This is a genomic window from Streptomyces daghestanicus (assembly GCF_020521275.1).
Lineage (GTDB): Bacteria > Actinomycetota > Actinomycetes > Streptomycetales > Streptomycetaceae > Streptomyces > Streptomyces griseoviridis.
This window is the reverse complement of sequence record NZ_BNDX01000007.1, coordinates 24,018-41,123: the sequence shown is the minus strand read 5'-3', so window position 1 is coordinate 41,123 and position 17,106 is coordinate 24,018. Positions and strand designations below refer to the sequence as shown.

At 72.4% G+C, this 17,106-nt stretch carries 12 protein-coding genes and 1 pseudogene; 8 read left to right on the top strand and 5 right to left on the bottom strand.

The features are described 5' to 3' along the window. Positions 1-174: 174 nt before the first annotated feature. Together Sdagh_RS07535 and Sdagh_RS07530 are read left to right on the top strand one after the other, a co-directional pair. A complete protein-coding gene (locus Sdagh_RS07535; RefSeq protein WP_189419498.1) occupies positions 175-960 on the top strand; it encodes an LppU/SCO3897 family protein in 786 nt (261 codons plus the stop codon). Between the two features lie 1,023 nt (positions 961-1,983). Then, positions 1,984-2,580, top strand: a complete 597-nt coding sequence (locus Sdagh_RS07530; protein WP_226534925.1) for a restriction endonuclease — start codon at positions 1,984-1,986, stop codon at positions 2,578-2,580. 654 nt (positions 2,581-3,234) lie between these two features. Here the strand turns inward: Sdagh_RS07530 and Sdagh_RS07525 are convergent. From Sdagh_RS07525 to Sdagh_RS07515, 3 genes are read right to left on the bottom strand one after another with little or no spacing between them, the layout of a single operon-like run. Beyond that, the gene (locus Sdagh_RS07525) at positions 3,235-5,007 is read right to left on the bottom strand and encodes a glycoside hydrolase family 35 protein (RefSeq protein ID WP_189419503.1); all 1,773 of its coding nucleotides are present in this window, start codon (positions 5,005-5,007) and stop codon (positions 3,235-3,237) included. Between the two features lie 33 nt (positions 5,008-5,040). Further along, positions 5,041-5,763 (bottom strand): heparin lyase I family protein, encoded by a 723-nt coding sequence (locus Sdagh_RS07520; RefSeq protein WP_190076841.1) that lies wholly within the window; start codon positions 5,761-5,763, stop codon positions 5,041-5,043. Beyond that, entirely contained in the window at positions 5,760-8,243 is a 2,484-nt protein-coding gene (locus Sdagh_RS07515; protein WP_190076842.1) for a polysaccharide lyase 8 family protein, read from the bottom strand. The genes Sdagh_RS07520 and Sdagh_RS07515 overlap by 4 nt, the downstream gene beginning before the upstream one ends. Before the next feature lie 189 nt (positions 8,244-8,432). Here Sdagh_RS07515 and Sdagh_RS07510 point away from each other — a divergent pair, with 189 nt between their 5' ends. The 5 genes from Sdagh_RS07510 (at position 8,433) to Sdagh_RS07490 (ending at position 14,183) form a co-directional block, all read left to right on the top strand. Then, entirely contained in the window at positions 8,433-9,575 is a 1,143-nt protein-coding gene (locus tag Sdagh_RS07510; protein ID WP_189419510.1) for a substrate-binding domain-containing protein, read from the top strand. Positions 9,576-9,728: 153 nt separating this feature from the next. Next, positions 9,729-11,072 (top strand): ABC transporter substrate-binding protein, encoded by a 1,344-nt coding sequence (locus Sdagh_RS07505; protein ID WP_190076843.1) that lies wholly within the window; start codon positions 9,729-9,731, stop codon positions 11,070-11,072. A 164-nt stretch (positions 11,073-11,236) separates the two neighbouring features. Then, positions 11,237-12,157: a carbohydrate ABC transporter permease gene (locus tag Sdagh_RS07500; RefSeq protein ID WP_190076844.1), complete on the top strand. Its 921-nt coding sequence runs from the start codon at positions 11,237-11,239 to the stop codon at positions 12,155-12,157. Then, positions 12,154-13,101: a carbohydrate ABC transporter permease gene (locus tag Sdagh_RS07495; protein WP_190076845.1), complete on the top strand. Its 948-nt coding sequence runs from the start codon at positions 12,154-12,156 to the stop codon at positions 13,099-13,101. The genes Sdagh_RS07500 and Sdagh_RS07495 overlap by 4 nt, the downstream gene beginning before the upstream one ends. A gap of 101 nt (positions 13,102-13,202) precedes the next feature. Then, positions 13,203-14,183 carry a hydroxyacid dehydrogenase gene (locus Sdagh_RS07490; protein WP_189419553.1) on the top strand — a complete coding sequence of 327 codons (981 nt, stop codon included), beginning with the start codon at positions 13,203-13,205 and terminating at the stop codon, positions 14,181-14,183. A gap of 1,157 nt (positions 14,184-15,340) precedes the next feature. On the opposite strand, the gene Sdagh_RS07480 is transcribed toward Sdagh_RS07490, so the two are convergent. Further along, entirely contained in the window at positions 15,341-15,490 is a 150-nt protein-coding gene (locus tag Sdagh_RS07480) for a TetR family transcriptional regulator C-terminal domain-containing protein (RefSeq protein ID WP_189419518.1), read from the bottom strand. A gap of 45 nt (positions 15,491-15,535) precedes the next feature. On the opposite strand from Sdagh_RS07480, the pseudogene Sdagh_RS07475 reads away from it, so the two are divergent. Continuing rightward, positions 15,536-16,059: pseudogene (locus Sdagh_RS07475) on the top strand (transposase); the annotation flags it as partial. 123 nt (positions 16,060-16,182) lie between these two features. On the opposite strand, the gene Sdagh_RS07470 reads toward Sdagh_RS07475, so the two are convergent. Continuing rightward, positions 16,183-17,034: an SDR family oxidoreductase gene (locus Sdagh_RS07470; protein ID WP_190076847.1), complete on the bottom strand. Its 852-nt coding sequence runs from the start codon at positions 17,032-17,034 to the stop codon at positions 16,183-16,185. Between the last annotated feature and the right edge of the window lie 72 nt (positions 17,035-17,106).

Genomic DNA, 17,106 nt, shown 5'->3' with positions numbered 1-17,106 from the left:
CACGACACGGCTGCCGATCATGACGCGCGACGAGATATCCGTGGGCGCCCTCGGAGCCGCCGACGGGTCCTCGGGCAGGTGCGCGGAGGGCCAACAGGGGGAAATGCGGGAAGTTCGCATCCCGGCAGCGCCGGAATAGTTAATATCGCCTGAACCTCGACGGGGGAGGGAACTGTGGCAGGCGCATCCGATGATCATTCCACTGCGAAGCTGTGGACACTGGTCGGCGGAATCGCATCCGTGCTGTCGATCCTGGCCTGGCTCGGCGTGAGCAACGCGGCGGAGTTGAAGAACCTGTTGGCCGACTCGCCCCCACCCAGTTCCAGCTCGGCCCCGTACGTGTCTTCACCGGCCGTCCACATCTCAGATGACCCGGAGACCACCGAGGAGAGCGCTGACGATCCCGATCCCGATCCCGATTCCGAACCGTCGACCCCCACCCCGGATCCCACCGAGGAGTCGTTCGAAGCCGTTTCGGCCGGCGACTGCCTGGCGGTCTACGACACCGGCCGCGGGGGCACCACCAGTATCGCCTGGAGCGCAGCCGTTCCGCCGGACCCCGTGTCCTGCGCCGACGAACAGGCGCAGGTCCAGGTGACCGCCACCGACACGGCCTGCCCCACCGGCCAAGGGAAGTCGTACTGGAGCTACCGGTCCGCCACCACGGGCGACACCACGAAGCTCTGCCTCACCCGCATTTACCACGCCGCCTACTGCCTGCTCGGCCAGCAGTCCGGCAACTTGATCTCACTCGGTCTGATGACGGCCGTGGACTGCCGACGCGAGCCGGTGCCCGCCCCGTACAACCAGATCATGCGGATCACAGGCGTCTACCGCGCCCCGGCGGGCGCCAACGCGAACAACTGCCTTCAGACGGCAGGGGACCGGACACGCTACTGGGCAGCGGTGGTGGACGACGGCGCCACACTGCTGTGCACCACGATCTACGAGGGCAACTGACCGGCGACTCGGATCCGCGACGACAACCAACGCGCCACGGTCGAGAGCCCGGGGTCTGTCTTGTGAGGACGGAAGCGCTTCGACCACTTCCCGCCCCGCAGGTGTTCAAGGGCTTCCCGACACTGTCGGCCCTCGGCCGGGCCGTGGCCGCTCCGGCAAGCGGAGCGATCACCGTGGCCTCGCTGCCCCGTTGGCTCCGGCGTGGTGCCGCCGCCGTCGCCCGGCAGGCAACCAGCACCTCAAGGTGCCGCCCGCTCGACTGCGCCCCCTGAGTCCGGACGCCCCGGTGGAATCGGAGGAACTGGTCGACCGGCTCGTGGGCGAGAACCCCGCCCAGCGGCCGGACACCGCCGATGAGGCTCTATGACCTCATCGCAGACATCAGCGACCGCTGCCTCGGTGACACGGCGCCCATCCGTGACGCTGCGCCCAGCCGCGGGGCCGACAGCGTGTCCGGCATCCGGCTCCGCTCGGACGAAGCCACCGGCGGCGCGGTCATCCCCCTGCGTACGACCGCCCACGGGAACTGTGCTGTCTGCGCCACCACAGGAGACGAGACGAGGGCGGTGGACTGCGCCGTCCGAGCGGAGGGGAGGGCATGGAGCACCCGGAAACCCGTACGGCACCGCGCACGCCGCCGACCAGCGATCCACCACACGGTATTCGGCCAGGTCCGATGGCTTTGTGCCATTCCCCGGAAACCCGCCTCCGGCATCACCGAGACGCCACTACACAAGAGGTCGACGGCAGCATCCAGTCGTCCGTGGGGAGGCCGGGGCGGGCGGTCGGTGACCATCACCGTGGCGGTCCTGCTCGTAGTCGTCGTCGGCCGGCGGCTGCGGCGGCGTACGGGGGCCCGCGGCCGGTTCGACGAGAAGCTGACAGGAACCCGGCGGCGCACCGCGGACCACGGACCCGGGGAGCGGGGGAGTGATGGCGGCACGGCGTCGGCGTCGGCGCTTGAGAACGCAGACCCGCAAGCGGTTGTGGGTCTGGGCCGTGGTGGCGGCGGTGGCCACCGTGGTGTGGGTCGCCGCGAACTGGTCGACGGTGTGGCCCGTCCTGGTGACGGTGCTCGCCGTGGCCATGCTGGGCGGGGCCGGCTGGGCGCTGCTGCGTGCGCACCGCCAGGCGGTCGGCCGGGACCGGGCGTGGCGGGCGCAGGAGGAGGCACGGGCCCGCGAGTTGTCCATGGCCCAGGTCGACGCCTTGACGTGGCAGGAGTTCGAGACGTATGTCGCTCAGTTGTGCCGCCGGGACGGCTGCAGAGAGGTCGTCGTCAGCGGCAGGAGCGGGGACCTGGGCGCGGACGTCGTCGGCTACCTGGCCGACGGACGCAAGCTGGTCATCCAGTGCAAGAAGTACGCGGCGCATCGGAGTGTGTCCTCGCAGGACATGCAGAAGTTCGTCGGCACCGCCCGTCTTGAGCACGGCGCGGACGTCGCCCTGTTCGTCACCACCTGCCGCGCGTTCACGAGAGACGCGCTGGGCCTGGCGCTGCGCCAGGACATCGTGGCCCTGCACCGCGATCTGCTGGGCTCCTGGGTCAAGGGCGCTCACCTGGAGAGTCTGATCCCGCTGAACGGCAGCGGCGACGGCACCAGGCGGCGCCCCGGCTGACGGGCGGCAGGGCCCGGCGGGAGGTCAGCCGGGCCCTGCCTCCCGCCGTACGCCCTCGAACCGCTGGAACGGTCATCCTCGGGGGCGGGAGAAGACCAGCGGCTGACCTGTTGGCCGTGCCGCCTTGCGGAGCCGTGTCCGCAGGCCGCGCCAAGGGCTTCATCGGCGCCCACGACATGAGCACCGGGATCTCCCAGTGGCCGCCCGGCTTCGGGCTGCGGAGGCCGCGGTTCCCTGCATCGGGGACGGCTCATGAGCGCGGTCGGCCACCCCCTGCACCGGGGGGCGGCCTGCCCGTCCCGTACATCACGCCTCGGACGGCAGAGATCGTGACGAGCGCGCCGCTCACGATCCGGCGCGGGCGCCTCGGCCAGGAGACGGAGGCCGCTTCGACCGGCACGACGACGTGCTGTGGGCCCGCGTCCGTCACGCCCGCGGCGACGGGCGGCCGGACTTCCCGGCCCGCACGCGTTCCGGCGGCGGCGGGCCGTCCTCGACGACCTCTGCCGGATCTACGCCCGCCCCGCCCGTGCCGGCGGCCGACGGCTGTTCCTCCTCGGTGCCCGCGAGGTGGGTACGCCGACAGCTTCGGCCCTCCGCCGGCCGCGCCGGGAGGCCCCCGGTCACGCCGGCCGCGACGGTCCCGAGACGATCTCACGCCGGCCGGGGTGGTCCCAGCACCGCCTCCCGGAACCGGGACGGTGCCGCCCCGCCATCGGGGGACTCCGTCTCCAGCACCCACAGCTCGTTGCGGCCGGCCCGCAGCACCGGACCGGGCACGTGCAGCGAGGTCTGCGGCCCCGCCGACCAGTAGCGGCCGAGGCAGAACCCGTTGAGCCAGGCGAAGCCCCGCCCCGCGCCCGGCAGCTCCAGCACGGCGTCCCCGGTGGCCGGCACGTCGAGGACGCCCCGGTAGAGGCCGGTGCCGGCCGCCGGTGCCGGCCGGTAGGGCAGTCCGGCGACGGCCTCGGCGTTGTCGAAGGCGTCCAGGCGCAGGCCGCGCGCGGTCACACCGTGCAGGTACTGCCGCTCGTGGAGGATGCCGCCGGTCAGGCCCTTGGGCTCGCCCAGCCGGGGGCCGTAGTTGACGCGGCCGAGGGACTCCACCCAGATCTCGATCTCGGCCGGCCCCGGCACGTCGGTGCCCGGCTCGACCGGTACCCCGTCCGCGAACAGCCGGATCACGTCCCGTGCGCCGGGAAGGGTGAGCGGCAGCGGCGGGCGCGGACCGGGGACCCGGGCCCGGTAGCGGACCACGCCCCGGTCGACGTCCAGCTCCTCGAAGGTCGGGGGGGAGCCGAAGACGCGCTCCGGGCCGCCGAGGAGATCGGTCACCTCGTCCAGCGGCACCCAGGAGTCCAGCGCGGCCGTGACGGGCGCGGGAAGTACCGGCGGCGGGGCGGGCAGGGCGGGCGGCGGGGTCTCGGCGAACTCGGCCAGCACCTCACGGAAACGCCAGAATTTCTCGGTGGGCCGGCCCGCCTCGTCGATCGGGGCGTCGTAGTCGTAGGAGGTCACCGTCGGCTGGAAGGCCCCGTCGTGGAGGTCGCCGGTCCGGTTGGCGCCGGCCCAGCCGCCGAAGCTGGTGCCGCCGTGTGCCATGTAGAGGTTCACCGAGGCGCCCTGCTCCAGCAGGGCCCGCAGTTCGGCCGCCGCGTCCCCGGCGTCCCGTACGACGGGCCGGTCGCCCCAGTGCGCGAACCAGCCGCACCAGAATTCCATGCACATCAGCGGACCCGTCGGCCGGTGCCGGCGCAGGGCGGCGAAGGCACCGGCGGCGTCCGAGCCGAAGTTGACGGTGGCCAGCACCCCGGGCAGGGAACCGCCGGTGAGCATGTGGTCCTCCGGCCCGTCGGAGGTGAACAACGGCACCGTCACGCCCGACTCCCGCAGCAGCGCGGCGAGCCGGCGCAGGTACGCGGCGTCGGAGCCGTAACTGCCGTATTCGTTCTCCACCTGCACCATCAGGACGGGGCCGCCCCGGTCCGCCTGCCGCTGCACGACCTGGGGGAGCAGCCGGGCGAACCAGCGCCGTACCGGCTCCAGGTACTCCGGGTCCCTGGTGCGGAGCCGGCCGCCCACGGCGCCGGTCAGCCAGTGCGGCAGGCCGCCGTTCTCCCACTCGGCGCAGATGTACGGGCCCGGCCGGACGATCGCCCACAGACCCGCCGCCCGCGCCGCGTCCAGGAAACGGCCCAGCGCCTCCGGGTCCCGGTAACGGCCGGGTGACGGCTCGTGCAGGTTCCACGGGACGTACGTCTCCACGCAGTTCAGGCCCATCGCGCGGAGCATGCCGAGCCGGTGCGGCCACTGCTCCTCGTGGACCCGGAAGTAGTGCAGGGCGCCGGAGAGCAGCCGCACCGGCCGCCCGGCCAGCTCGAAGCCGGCGTCGGTCACGGCGAAGGCGGGCGTGGGTGATGCGTTCATCGGGACGGGTCCTTAGCTGTGCGTACAGGTGGTTCAGTCGACGTCCGAGTAGGCGGTGCCCACCCGCAGCCTGTCGATCCGGTTGACCACGGCGCTCTCCGGGGTGTCCCGGTCGTAGACGCCCCACTTGGGTTCGTTGGCGCTGTCCCAGGTACGGGCCGCGTACCGGGTGGTGCCGTCGGCGAAGGTCTGCCGGACGCCGTCGGCGTACAGCTCGACCCAGCCGGACGCCGCCGACTCCGAGGTGCGGATGCCGAGCGCGTACCGCTTCCACTGGCCTGCCGCGACCGACGCCGACCAGATGAGGTGCCAGGTGGCGTCGGTGTCGACGTGGAAAAGCCGCGCCGAGCCGTTCTTCACCGTCATGATCAGCGGGTAGTTCTGTTCGGCGTTCGGATACGACTTCCACTGCCAGGTCACGAAGTCGCCGGTCACCGTGGACAACTGGGTCTCCCAGCCGAGCCAGTAGGTGGTGCCCGGTGCGAACGCGTACCGGGAGCCGTTCACCGAGATGCCCCGGTTCTCGCAGCGGATGAGACCACTGGGCTTGGTGTAGCGGAAGATCGTGCCGTGGCCGTCCTGGTTGGCGGCGGTGACGAGGCTGCCGGGGGCGTCGCACTCCACGCTTCCGAACACGCCCGTGCCGCCTCCCGCGTCGCCGTCCCAGAGGGTCGCGGCGTGCGCCGGGGAGGCGGGCACCGCGAGACAGAGCAGGCCGGTCAGCAGGGCGGCGCCGCGCCGCGTCCGGGCGCTCACGCCGTCCTCACCGTGGTCTTCTGGGTGGCGCCCGCCTCGGCGGTCAGGGAACCGAACGTCAGTTTCAGTTCCCGGCCGGTCGACGCCGCCCGGACCGTGCCGGGCCGGGACACCACCGAGGTGACCCGGTGATCCCAGGTGACGGTGAGGGCGGTCAGCTCGCGGGTCGGATCGGCGACGCACACCGTGGCGGTGCCGCCCCGCCCGTGCCGCACCAGCACCGAGCAGGGCGCGCTCACGGTCAGCCCGGCGGCGCTGCCCTCGGCCCAGAAGTTGACGGCGGTGACACCGAGCGAGGGAACGTGGACGCCCTGCGCCTCGGGCGTGTTGACCAGGGTGCGCAGCAACCCCCGCGCGCCGGCCGCCCGGGACGCGGTACGGGCGGCACCGGCGCCGGGCAGCAGCACGTACGCATACCCGGCGTCCACCGGGTCGGTGCCGTGGTCGACGTACAGGGTGAGGTACCGGTCGGTGACCGGTTCCGTCGAGGAGCCGGTGCGGATGTCGCTCCAGCGGCCGGTGCGCTCCTCGCGCAGCGCGGTCACCCGGCCGCCCTCGGGGAAGACGTACCCGCCGTGCCCGGCGAGGTGCGCCCACCCCGGGTCGGTGAACGTCCGCGTCCACCCGGAGCCGCCGGGCATCCGCCGGCCGTCCACGGTCAGCGCCGCCGCGCCGTCCCCGCCCAGCCGACGGTTGTCGACCACCGTGTCGACGGCCTGCCCGTCCGCCGCCGTGATCCCCGCGCCCAGACAGACGATCCCCTCGTCCAGGAAGAACCACGACTTGCGGGCTTCCAGGGTCGAGGACAACCCCTTGAGGTGCTGGCCGACCGCCGCGTACGTGCCGTCCGTCGTCCCGCCGACCCACCGGGCGTCCGGACGCTCGGCGCCCCACTGGCCGCCCTCACCGTCCGCGAGGCGCTTGCGGGAGACGGTGGTGCCGGGCAGCCGGTACGGGTCGACGGTGGCCCAGAAGCCCTGCGAGTACTGCTCGTTGCCGAAGTCGTCGCCCCACCAGGACAGCCATCCGGCGCCGGTGTGCCAGCCCCGCAGGTTCTCCCCGTTGCCCCACTCGTAGTGCGCGATCCGCTCCGAGGCCATGGACAGACACGCCGCCCAGCCGGTACGGCGGTGCACCGCGCGGTCCTGGGACGGGAAGAGCCGGTGCTCCAGGGGCTCCGGCAGCGGCTTGACCGTGCTGTCGTTCGCGACCTCCTGGAGCTGGGCCAGCTTGTACACGCCCAGCATGGGATCGGTGTGCGGGGCGCTGAAGTACGCCCGCTGGACCCAGCCCTTGGCCAGCGCCCGCCAGCGGGCGTTCTGCTCCGCGCTCGCCGCCCGGCCCAGCGCCACGATCGAGGCGATGATCGCGTGGCCGCGCAGATGGTCGTCGTTGGCGCCGGCGGAGGTGCCCGGCGGCACGCCACGGGAGATCGCCCGGCCGGATACGGCGTCCATGCACAGCCCGTTGAAGAGGAACGGCGCCCAGGCCCGCTCCACCGCGTCGAAGTAATTCTCCCGTGCCGGGTCGGTGATCTCCCACCGGGAGCCGGCCAGCAGGGCGAACAGCAGGCTCAGCCCGCTGAACAGGTCCGCGCCGTACGAACCGGCGTAGGGCACCCAGGTGTGCTGCACGAACGACCCGTCCCGGTAGAGGCCGTCGCCCGAGGTGACGTAGGGGAAGACGGGAGAGAGGGCCGCGGCGGCCACGGAGAGCCGGCCCGCGTTCGCGCCGACCAGGCCGCTCAGCGCGATGGTGCGGCACAGGTCGACCCGGTTGGCGCCGGTCGACGTCCCCGAGTACGACGCCACCGCGCTGTCCGGCACGAAGGCGCCGACCGCCGCGGTGATCGCGGCCCGCAACTCGTCGTCGACGTGGTCGTGCAGGATGATCGCCGCGTCCAGCAGCGCCTGCGGGCCGCCGATCTGCCAGTTGTACCAGTTGCCGTAGGGGGCCTGGCCCGCGTGGTAGACATCGGTGACCACGTGCCGCAGGCCGGCCACGACGTCCCGGGCGTAGCCGGTGTCGCCGGTCAGACCGGTGCCGGGCTGTGCGTACGCCTCGGCCATCGAACGCAGCCGCTGGAGGGTGAGCTGGATCTGCGCCGAGTAGGTGTACGAGGCGGTGTCGGTGTCGGGTTCCGGGTCGAGCCAGACCATCTGCGGCCACAGCGAGCCGGCCGTCGGGCTCATGGCGGTGCGCCAGGCCGCGGCGCTGGTGCCCAGCTGGGCGAGTTTCGAGGCGAACGGCTCGGCGGTGGGGCTGAAACCGGCCCCGAGGATCAAGCCGCGCCAGGTGCTGCGCAGGTGGTCGAACTCGTCGGCCGGGGCGGTCGCGGTGCCGGTTTCTCCGTCGGTGGCGTCGGCGGCGTACGCCGTACCGCTCGCCGTCGTCACCGGGATGGCTCCGGCCAGCCCGAGCGCGGCGGCGGCACCACCTGTCGCCTTGACGAAGCCACGGCGGGACCAGGGTGTGGGCATGATGTCTCCAAGGGCGGAGGGGGAGAGGCGAGGAGAGGGGAGATGCCAGAGAGGCAGTGACGGGTGGGTCGGTTTCTAGCACGAGACGAGCAAGACGCTCAATACGTAAGCTACGAAAAAGTCGATAGAATCAATCACAAGAGCTCGGTGGAACGTGCGCGAACCGGGGGATCACCAGGAGGACGGCGGATGCGGTCGCATGTCAATCAGCGCCACGAGCGGGTGCTGGAGATCGTCCGCAGGCGAGGCAGTCTGCGGGTCACGGAACTGGCGGAGGAACTCGCGGTCTCCGCGGTCACGGTGCGGCGCGACGTCGAGACACTGGCCGAGCAGGGGCGGCTGACCAGGCTGCACGGCTCCGTCTCCTGGCCGCGGCCGGCCACCGGCCCCACGCCCGCCGGCGCCGGCGCGGAACCTGCGGCAGCCGCCCGGACCGGACGCGTCCCGGCGGGCGCGGCGCCGGCCGGGACGGTGCTCGGCATGGTCGTGCCCAGCATGGAGCACTACTTCGCCGAACTGGTCCGGGGCGCCCAGGACGCCATCACCGCCCGCGGCGGCCGGCTGGTGCTCGGCATCGCGCACTGGCGGTCCGAGGAGGACACCGCGCAGATCGGCCGGATGCTCGACGCGGGCGTCGACGGCCTGCTGCTGCAACCGAGCTGGGAGCGCGGCGTGCCCAGCGCCCAGCAGGAGGAGCAGTTGCTCGCGCTCGGCGTCCCGGCCGTCCTGGTGGACCGCCGGGCCCCCGTCGGCGGCCGGCTGGCCGGACTGGACAGCGCCCGCTCCGACCACGTCCTGGGCGGTGCGGCCGCCGTGCACCACCTGGCCGGCCTCGGGCACCGCAGGATGTCGCTGCTGGCCCAGGACAACCCGACGTCCCCGCAGGTCCGCGAGGGCTACCAGGCGGCCGTCGCGGCCCGCGGGCTGGCCGCGCTGACCCCGGTGGACGTCGACCCCGAGGATCCGCGCAGCCTGGACGCCGCCGCGCGCCTGCTGTACCGGGCGGTGCTCGACGACGGGGTGACCGCCGCGATCGTGCACAACGACCAGACCGCGATCGGCGTGGCGCAACGACTGCGCGAACACGGTCTGGCCATCCCGGACGACGTGTCCCTGGTGGCCTACGAGGACGAGATGGCCGCCCTGGCCGACGTACCGCTCACCGCGGTGGCGCCGCCGCGGCAGGCGGTGGGGGAGACCGCCGTGGAGCTGATGCTCGCGCGACTGGGCGGGCACGGGGGCGGGGACGGCGGTGAGGCGGCCCCCAGCCGCCACGTCTCGCTGGTGCCCCGGCTGACGGTACGGGCCTCCAGCGCGCCGCCCGCGCGCTGATCGAAGCAAGGCGAGACACCACGGGACCTGACCGATCGTCAGATGATTGTTTTGATCACTTTGTTCATTTGCTCTTGACGGGCGATCGTCTTGGCCGAAAGATGACCGCAATCTTCCCGCTCATCTCGCTTCGCTCGTCAAGGAGCCAGTGCCATGAAGCCCCTGCCCCGCAGATCACGCACGCCCCGCGCCCCCCGCCGCCGGGTTCTCGCGGCCTCCGCCGGATGCCTCGCCCTGCTCGCCACCAGCGCCTGCGGCGGCGGGGACGGCGGCACCTCCGGCGCCTCGGACGGCAAGCCGGTCACCCTCACCATGTGGTCCTGGATGGTCGGCACCCAGGACGTGGTCGACGCGTTCAACGCCACCCACGAGGACATCCAGGTCAAGTACACCGAGATCACCGCCGGCACCGACGGTTATTCCAAGATCGACAGCGCGATCGACGCAGGCAACGCCCCCGACGTGGTCGGCATGGAGTACGCGATGCTCCCCGAGTTCGCCAGCCAGGGAAACCTGGAGGACCTCACCGAGGAGACCGGTGACCTGGTCGGGTCCTTCCCCGAGAGCCTGCGCTCGCTGGTCACCCCCGGCGGCCGTACCTGGGGCGTGCCGTTCGACGTCACCCCGCAGCTCCTCTACTACCGGACCGACCTGTTCGACAAGGCCGGCGTCGAAGTGCCGCACACCTGGGCGGAGTTCGAGAGGGCCGCCGAGAAGATCAGGAAGGCCGACGGCGACGTACGGATCGCCAACGCCCCCAAGGGCGGTGACGTCCCCTTCATCAACGGGCTCGCCTGGCAAGCCGGTTCACAGGGATTCGGCGTGGACGGCGATGCCTGGACCGTGCGCGTCGACGACGGACCGGCCCGCAAGGTCGCCGCCTACTGGGACGGTCTGGTCGGCGACGGCCTCGTGCGCAACGACCCCGCGTGGAGCGAGGAGGAGACCACGGCCCGGAAGAAGGGACAGGTCGCCACGTTCATCGGGGCGCCCTGGAGCGGGGCCGGCCTCATCTCCCAGCTGCCGGAGCAGAAGGGCAGGTGGGCGGTGGCGCCACTGCCCACCTGGGACGGGACCCCGGCCACCGGCACCTGGGGCGGCACCTCGTTCGCCGTGCCCAAGGGCAGCGAACACATCGACGCGGCGACCGAGTTCATCGAGTGGCTCACCACCGACCCCGCCGCCATGAAGGCCCGGCTCTCCGACGCCGAGGCGCCGAGCAGCGTGCTGCCCGCCGGCGCCGGGATGCAGAAGGTCGCGGCCGCCGAGTTCGACGGCGCGTCCGGCGGCTACTTCGCGAACGACCTGTACGAGGTCGCGGCGGCCCAGGTCGACACCGTGGTCAAGGGCTGGACCTGGGGCCCGGTGCAGGGCTCGGTGAACGAGGCGTTCGAGAGCGCCGTGGCCAAGGGCGGCTGGACCGCCGGCTTCGCGGCGGCACAGCGCGCGGCGGTGAAGGCGCTCGACGACCGGGGCCTGAAGACCAGCGACGGCTGAGCGGCCACCCGCGCCGCCTCGCCGCCCTCAGGCCCCCGGCCAGCTGCCTGCCCGACGTACCGTCCCCAGTCCCCACGCACCACCACGACCAGGCGCCCGCCCCGCCCTCACCCTGCCCCACTCCACCCCGCCCCGGTGTGGCGCGCCCCCGGTCAGGAGATCCCATGACTATCCCGGCCCCGCCCCTCGTCCGCCGCCCGGCCCCGCTCGCCCGACGGCGTGCCGCCGCGGCCTACATCGTCCCGTTCTTCGTCCTGTTCACCTTGGTCATGGTCGTCCCGATCGGTTACGCGGTGTGGACCAGCCTCTTCCGCGAGGAGTCCTCCGGACTCGGCTTCGGCGGCACCGAGACCGTCTTCGCCGGACTCGGCAACTACGCCGACGCGCTCGCCGATCCCGCCCTGCGCGCCGCCTTCCTGCACATCGTCGGCTACGTCGTCCTGTACGTCCCCTTGATGACCTGCGCCGCGCTGCTCCTCGCCCTGCTGCTGGACTCGGCCGCCGCACGGGCGAAACGGCTGTTCCAACTGGCCCTGTTCCTGCCCTACACGGTGCCCACCGTGATCGCGGCGATCATCTGGGCCTACCTGTACTCGCCGAGCCTCAGTCCGGTCATGGACTGGTTCGACGCCCTCGGCGTCACCGTCGACTTCTTCTCCGCCCCGATGGCCGTTCCGTCCGTCGTCAACATCGTCACCTGGCACTACGTCGGATACAACATGGTGATCCTGTACGCGGCGCTGCAGGCGATCCCCCGGGAGACCCTGGAGGCGGCCACGATGGACGGCGCCGGAGCGATCCGCACCGCGCTGAGCATCAAGGTGCCGCACATCCGCTCCGCTCTCGTCCTCAGCCTGCTGTTCACCTGCGTCGGAGCCATCCAGCTGTTCAACGAGCCGTACATGCTGACCGTGCAGTCGGAAGGCGTCAACCGCGACTGGTCGCCGGTGATGTTCGTGCACAAGGCCGCCTTCGTCGACCACCGGCCCGGCCTGGCCGCCGCCGCGGCACTGCTCATCACACTGCTGGCCGGCGCCCTGTCCTTCGCAGTCACCAAGCTCGGCAACCGCTGGAAGGCAGCATGAGCACGCACACCGCCCCCGGGCCCGCCACCCGCCCCCCGGTCCCGCCGGTCGGCCCGCCCCGCTCCGCGCCCCGCGCCGGCCGCCCCGGAACCCGGCCGCACCGCCGGCGCGGCGCCTGGACCTCCAAGGCCGTCGTCAACGGCGTCCTCGCCCTCTTCGCCCTGTACACCCTGATGCCGCTGACCTGGCTGCTGGTCGCCAGCACCAAGGACCACGGCGACCTGGCCGGCACCGGCGGCTTCACCTTCGCCGACTTCAACCTCCTCGCCAACCTGGGCGCGCTGTTCCGGCAGGGCGACGGCGTCTTCGCGCGGTGGCTGCTCAACAGCGTCCTGTACTTCGGGGTGGGCTGCCTGGCGTCCACCCTGGTCAGCACCGCCGTCGGCTTCGCCTTCGACAAGTACGACTTCCGGTACAAGGAGAAGCTGTTCGGCCTGGTACTGCTCGGCGTGCTGGTCCCCAGCGCGGTCCTGGTGCTCCCGCAGTACCTGCTGGCCAGCGAGGCCGGCCTGGACAACACCTACTGGTCGGTGCTCGTCCCGCTGCTCGTCAACCCGTTCGGCGTCTATCTGGCCCGGGTGTTCTCCGAGGGGTATGTGCCCGACGAGGTCGTCGAGGCCGCCCGGATGGACGGCGCCGGGGAGTGGCGGGTCTTCCGCTCCGTCGGCCTGCCCATGCTCGCCCCGGGATTCGTCACCCTGTTCCTGTTCACCTTCACCGCCAGCTGGAACAACTTCGTCCTGCCGCTGTACATGCTCAGCGACGACCGGCTCTACCCGGTCACCCTGGGCCTGGCGATCTGGAGCAAGTCGTCCCAGCAGAACCCGGAGTTCGCGATGCTGACCATCGTCGGGTCCCTGATCTCGGTCGTGCCGCTGGTCATCGCCTTCGTCTGCCTGCAGCGCTTCTGGCGCTCCGGCCTCACCGCGGGCGCGGTGAAGTGACCATGACCGCCACCGACGACACGGCGCCGGACACCTCCCGCGCGCCCCGCACCACCGCCCCCGCCCTCGTCAGCACCCGCCGCCCCCGTACGGTGCTCGCCATGTCCCGCGAGACCGGGGACGCCCTGCGCCACGAGGGTGCCGTCGACCGCCTCCTGGAGGTCGCCGACCTCGCCCCGGACCTCCTGGTCACCGACTTCGCCGACCCGGCCGCCGCGCCCGCCCTCGCGGACGCCGAAGTGTTGCTCACCCACTGGGGCTGCCCACCGCTCACCGGCCGGGCGCTCACCGCGATGCCCCGGCTGCGGGCCGTGGTGCACGCCGCCGGCTCGGTCAAACACCACATCACCGACGCCGTGTGGGAACGCGGGATCGCCGTCTCCAGCGCCTCCGCGGCCAACGCGCTGCCGGTGGCCGAGTACACCCTCGCCGTGATCCTGCTGGCCGGCAAACGCGTCCTGGACAGCGCCCGGCTCTACCGGGAGCGGCGCGTCCGCTACCCGCTGCTGCCCTACTACGCCGGGCACGGCAACTACCGCCGGGTGGTCGGCGTCGTCGGTGCCTCCCGCACCGGCCGCCGGGTGATCGAACTGCTCCGCCCGTTCGACTTCACCGTGCTGGTCCACGACCCGTACCTGGACGACGCGGAGGCCGCCCGCCTCGGCGTGCGCCGGGCCGGACTCGACGAACTGGCCCGGCGCAGTCACGTCGTCACCATCCACGCGCCCGAACTGCCCGAGACCCGGCACCTGTTCGACGCCCGGCGGCTCGCGCTGCTGCCCGACGGGGCCACCCTGGTCAACACCGCGCGCGGCTCGCTGGTCGACACCGAGGCACTGGTGACCCAGCTGACGTCCGGGCGCATCCACGCGGTCCTCGACGTCACGGAACCGGACGTCCCGCCCGCCGACTCGCCGCTGTACGGGCTGCCCAACGTGCTGCTGACCCCGCACATCGCCGGCTCGCTCGGCGGTGAACTCGGCCGTCTGGCCGACCACGCCGCCGCCGAGATCAGCCGGTACGCCCGGGGCCGGCCGTTCGCCCACCCGGTGACCGCCCAGGAACTGTCTCGCACCGCCTGACCGGCCCCCGCCCCGTGCCGCACTTCGGCCACCAGCACCAGCGGCGCGCCCGCGCGCCGCACCAGGCGCACCCTGGTCCCGGCACCGCCGGCCGGCCGCCGGGGCCCGCGGTATCCGCGGTCCGGTCGAGCGAACCCGCCAGGCGCCGAGGGCCGGCGGAGGCCGGCACCCGGCCCCAAGCGTTCAACCAGCCGGGCCGGCTCCGGCGGCCGGCGCCGGAACGGGATCACCGCGGCTTCGAAGTGTGGCAGGTACGCGTCGGCCGCCGCCCTGGTGAAGCGGACGGCCACCGGCACCGGCGCGGACAGCGTCAGGCTTGTACGTGTCCGAGCTCGACGCCGCCGGCCTTCCCGTCGCCGTGAGCGGGCTGCCGGCCGTCAGCAAGGCGGTCGTCACCGTCGGTGGCGGCATCGGCGAGGTCTTCGAGGCGAACGCTCGCGCCAAGCGGCTCAAGCAGACCAGGCCGCGGAGTGCTACCGGCCGCTATGAAGGCCCTCCGCCGTTCTCGGCAACGGCCTCTCCACGGCCGCCGCTTGCCCGGACGCCGACGTCGTACGGGCGGAACGGGATGCCGTCCACGTCAGTGTGCAGTCGTGGTCCAGGCTGGCGCGAGAGCTGTACGCCGCACGCCGCGGGAACGGCCGGCCCGTCGGTGCGGCGGCCTTTTCGTGTCGTCGTCGATGTCGTCGCTCCACCACTGTCACGCCGTGGCGGCAGTATCGGCCGCCGAAGGGACGCGGCGGTCACCGCGCCCGATGGCGAACTGCTGGCTGTGGCCGGGCGCCGGGCGGGCAGCGGGGCGGCCGGCCCGGCGGAACGGGGCCGCGCGCTGCCCGTCGGACAGCGGGTCCGGGGCGATCGGCGGCCGGACCGGCGTCCCCGGAGCGGGCCTCCGGCCCGTACGACCGCTGCTCTCGCGCGCCGCTCCGGAGTACCTCGGCGTATACAGCGTGGAGGTCTTCCTCTCTTCGACACAGAAACTCTCCACTGCGCTTCCGCGGAGGCGGTCGGTGCCGGCCATCCCTGCGCGCTCACACCGGCTGGGAGGACCACCACCTCGCCGGCGGGATCGCCTGGCCCAGGCCGTATCGCCGCGGCGGCGGAAGCGGCTACGGCGGTCCCGCCCCCGACCATGTCACGGGGATGCGTTCCGTGCGTCAGACGGCCGTGCCGTGGCGGCTGAGCATGAGGGTGACCGCTCCGTCCACGACGGTGGTCTCCGCGGGGCCGGGCGGGATGAAGTCGTCCTGTATCAGCTGTGGCCACATGAGCTGTCCGGCGATCAGGCTCAGGGACTGCTGGGCCACCTCCGCCGCCGGACCTCGCCCGTCCGTCGAGGGGAAGCGCAGCCCGAGCTTCGGAGCCCGAACGCCCTGGACTTTTCCCGGGCGGCCGTCGACGGCTCCCACATCCGGGCGTTGAAGGGGTTAGCCGAGACCGGACAAAGCCCTGTCGGCCGGGGCAGGGCGGGCAGCAGACACCACCTGATCACCCACGCCAGTGGCAGCCCGCTCACCGCCACCCTGACCGGCGGCGACCGAAACGACGTCACCCGGTTGATCGCGCTCGTCCAGGCCGTGCCGCCGGTGCGCGGTAAGTGTGGCCGGCCTCGGCGCCGCCCGGGTGCGGTGCTGGGCGACCGTGGCTACGACCACGACAAGGACCGCCGCCTGGTCTGGTATCTCGGTGTGGAACCGCTGATCGCTCGCCGCGGCACCGGGCACGGCTCCGGCCCGGACGCCCAACGCTGGGCCGTGGAGCGGGCGTTCGCCCATCTGCACGGGTCCCGTCGCCTGCGGATCCGCTGGGCGATACGCGACGGCATCCACGCAGCCTTCCTTGCCTCGGACGCGCACTCATCTGCCGGCGGAGCCTGGTGGGGTGGCGTAGGAGTGCTGGGTGGGACCACGTGCTGGACTTTCCGGATGCCGCGGTTGTGGAGATGCGCGACACGGTGGTTGCGGCGACGTTTGCTGACATGTCGTGTCGGCGGGTCGGGTCAGTGGGTGAAAGCGACAGATGCCGCAAGATCCTTCTGGGTCTCGAGTGCGGTGAGACGTCTGGTGAGTGCGGTGTGGATGGCGTCGTAGGTGTCGGAACCGAGAGGTAGGCGCAGGGGTGGGTTCGGGTGGCTGGTGGTGTCGTAGATGGCGGCGGCGAGCTTGGCCGGGTCACCGGTGAAGACGCTGTCGTCAGCGGCTTCCAGATAACGCCGCGTCCGGCCGACGGCGTTGTCACGGTAGGCGGCCGTTTCGGTGGTGTAGCGCAGGGCCGAGGCGAAGCCGGTGCGGGTGGCGCCGGGCTCGACCAGGGTGAGGTGGATGTTGAAGTCGGCCACTTCGCGGCTGACGCTCTCGGTGAAGCCTTCCAGGCCCCACTTGCCCGCGTGATAGGAGCTGTGCGTGGGTGTGGCGATCTGGCCGCCCATGCTGGAGATCTGGATGATGCGGCCTCCGCCCTGCTCGCGCATCGGCTTCAGGAAGGCCCGGGTGATCAGCATGGGAGCGAGCAGGAGGACCTCGATCTGGTCGCGGATCTGCTCGGTGGTCATCTCCTCGGCGGCGCCCACGACTGCGTATCCGGCGTTGTTGACCACGATGTCCACCGGTCCGGACCGGAGGGTTCTGCCGACCACTTGGTCGACGTCGGCCGGCCGGGTGAGATCGAGGATCTCGACGGTCAGCCGGTCGCCGTACGTCTTATGCAGGTCTTCCAGGGCTGCGGGGTGGCGGACCGTGGCCGTGACGCGGTCGCCACGCTGGAGGGCGTGTCCGGTGAGATGGCGGCCCAGGCCGCCGGAGGCTCCGGTGATGAACCATTGGCGTACCGCCTTGTCGGACGGAGTCGGCATGGGAGTCTCCTGGAGTAGAGTGTTACCGGAATGTATTCCGGTTAGGAGTTAAGCGGAATGCGTTCCGGAAAG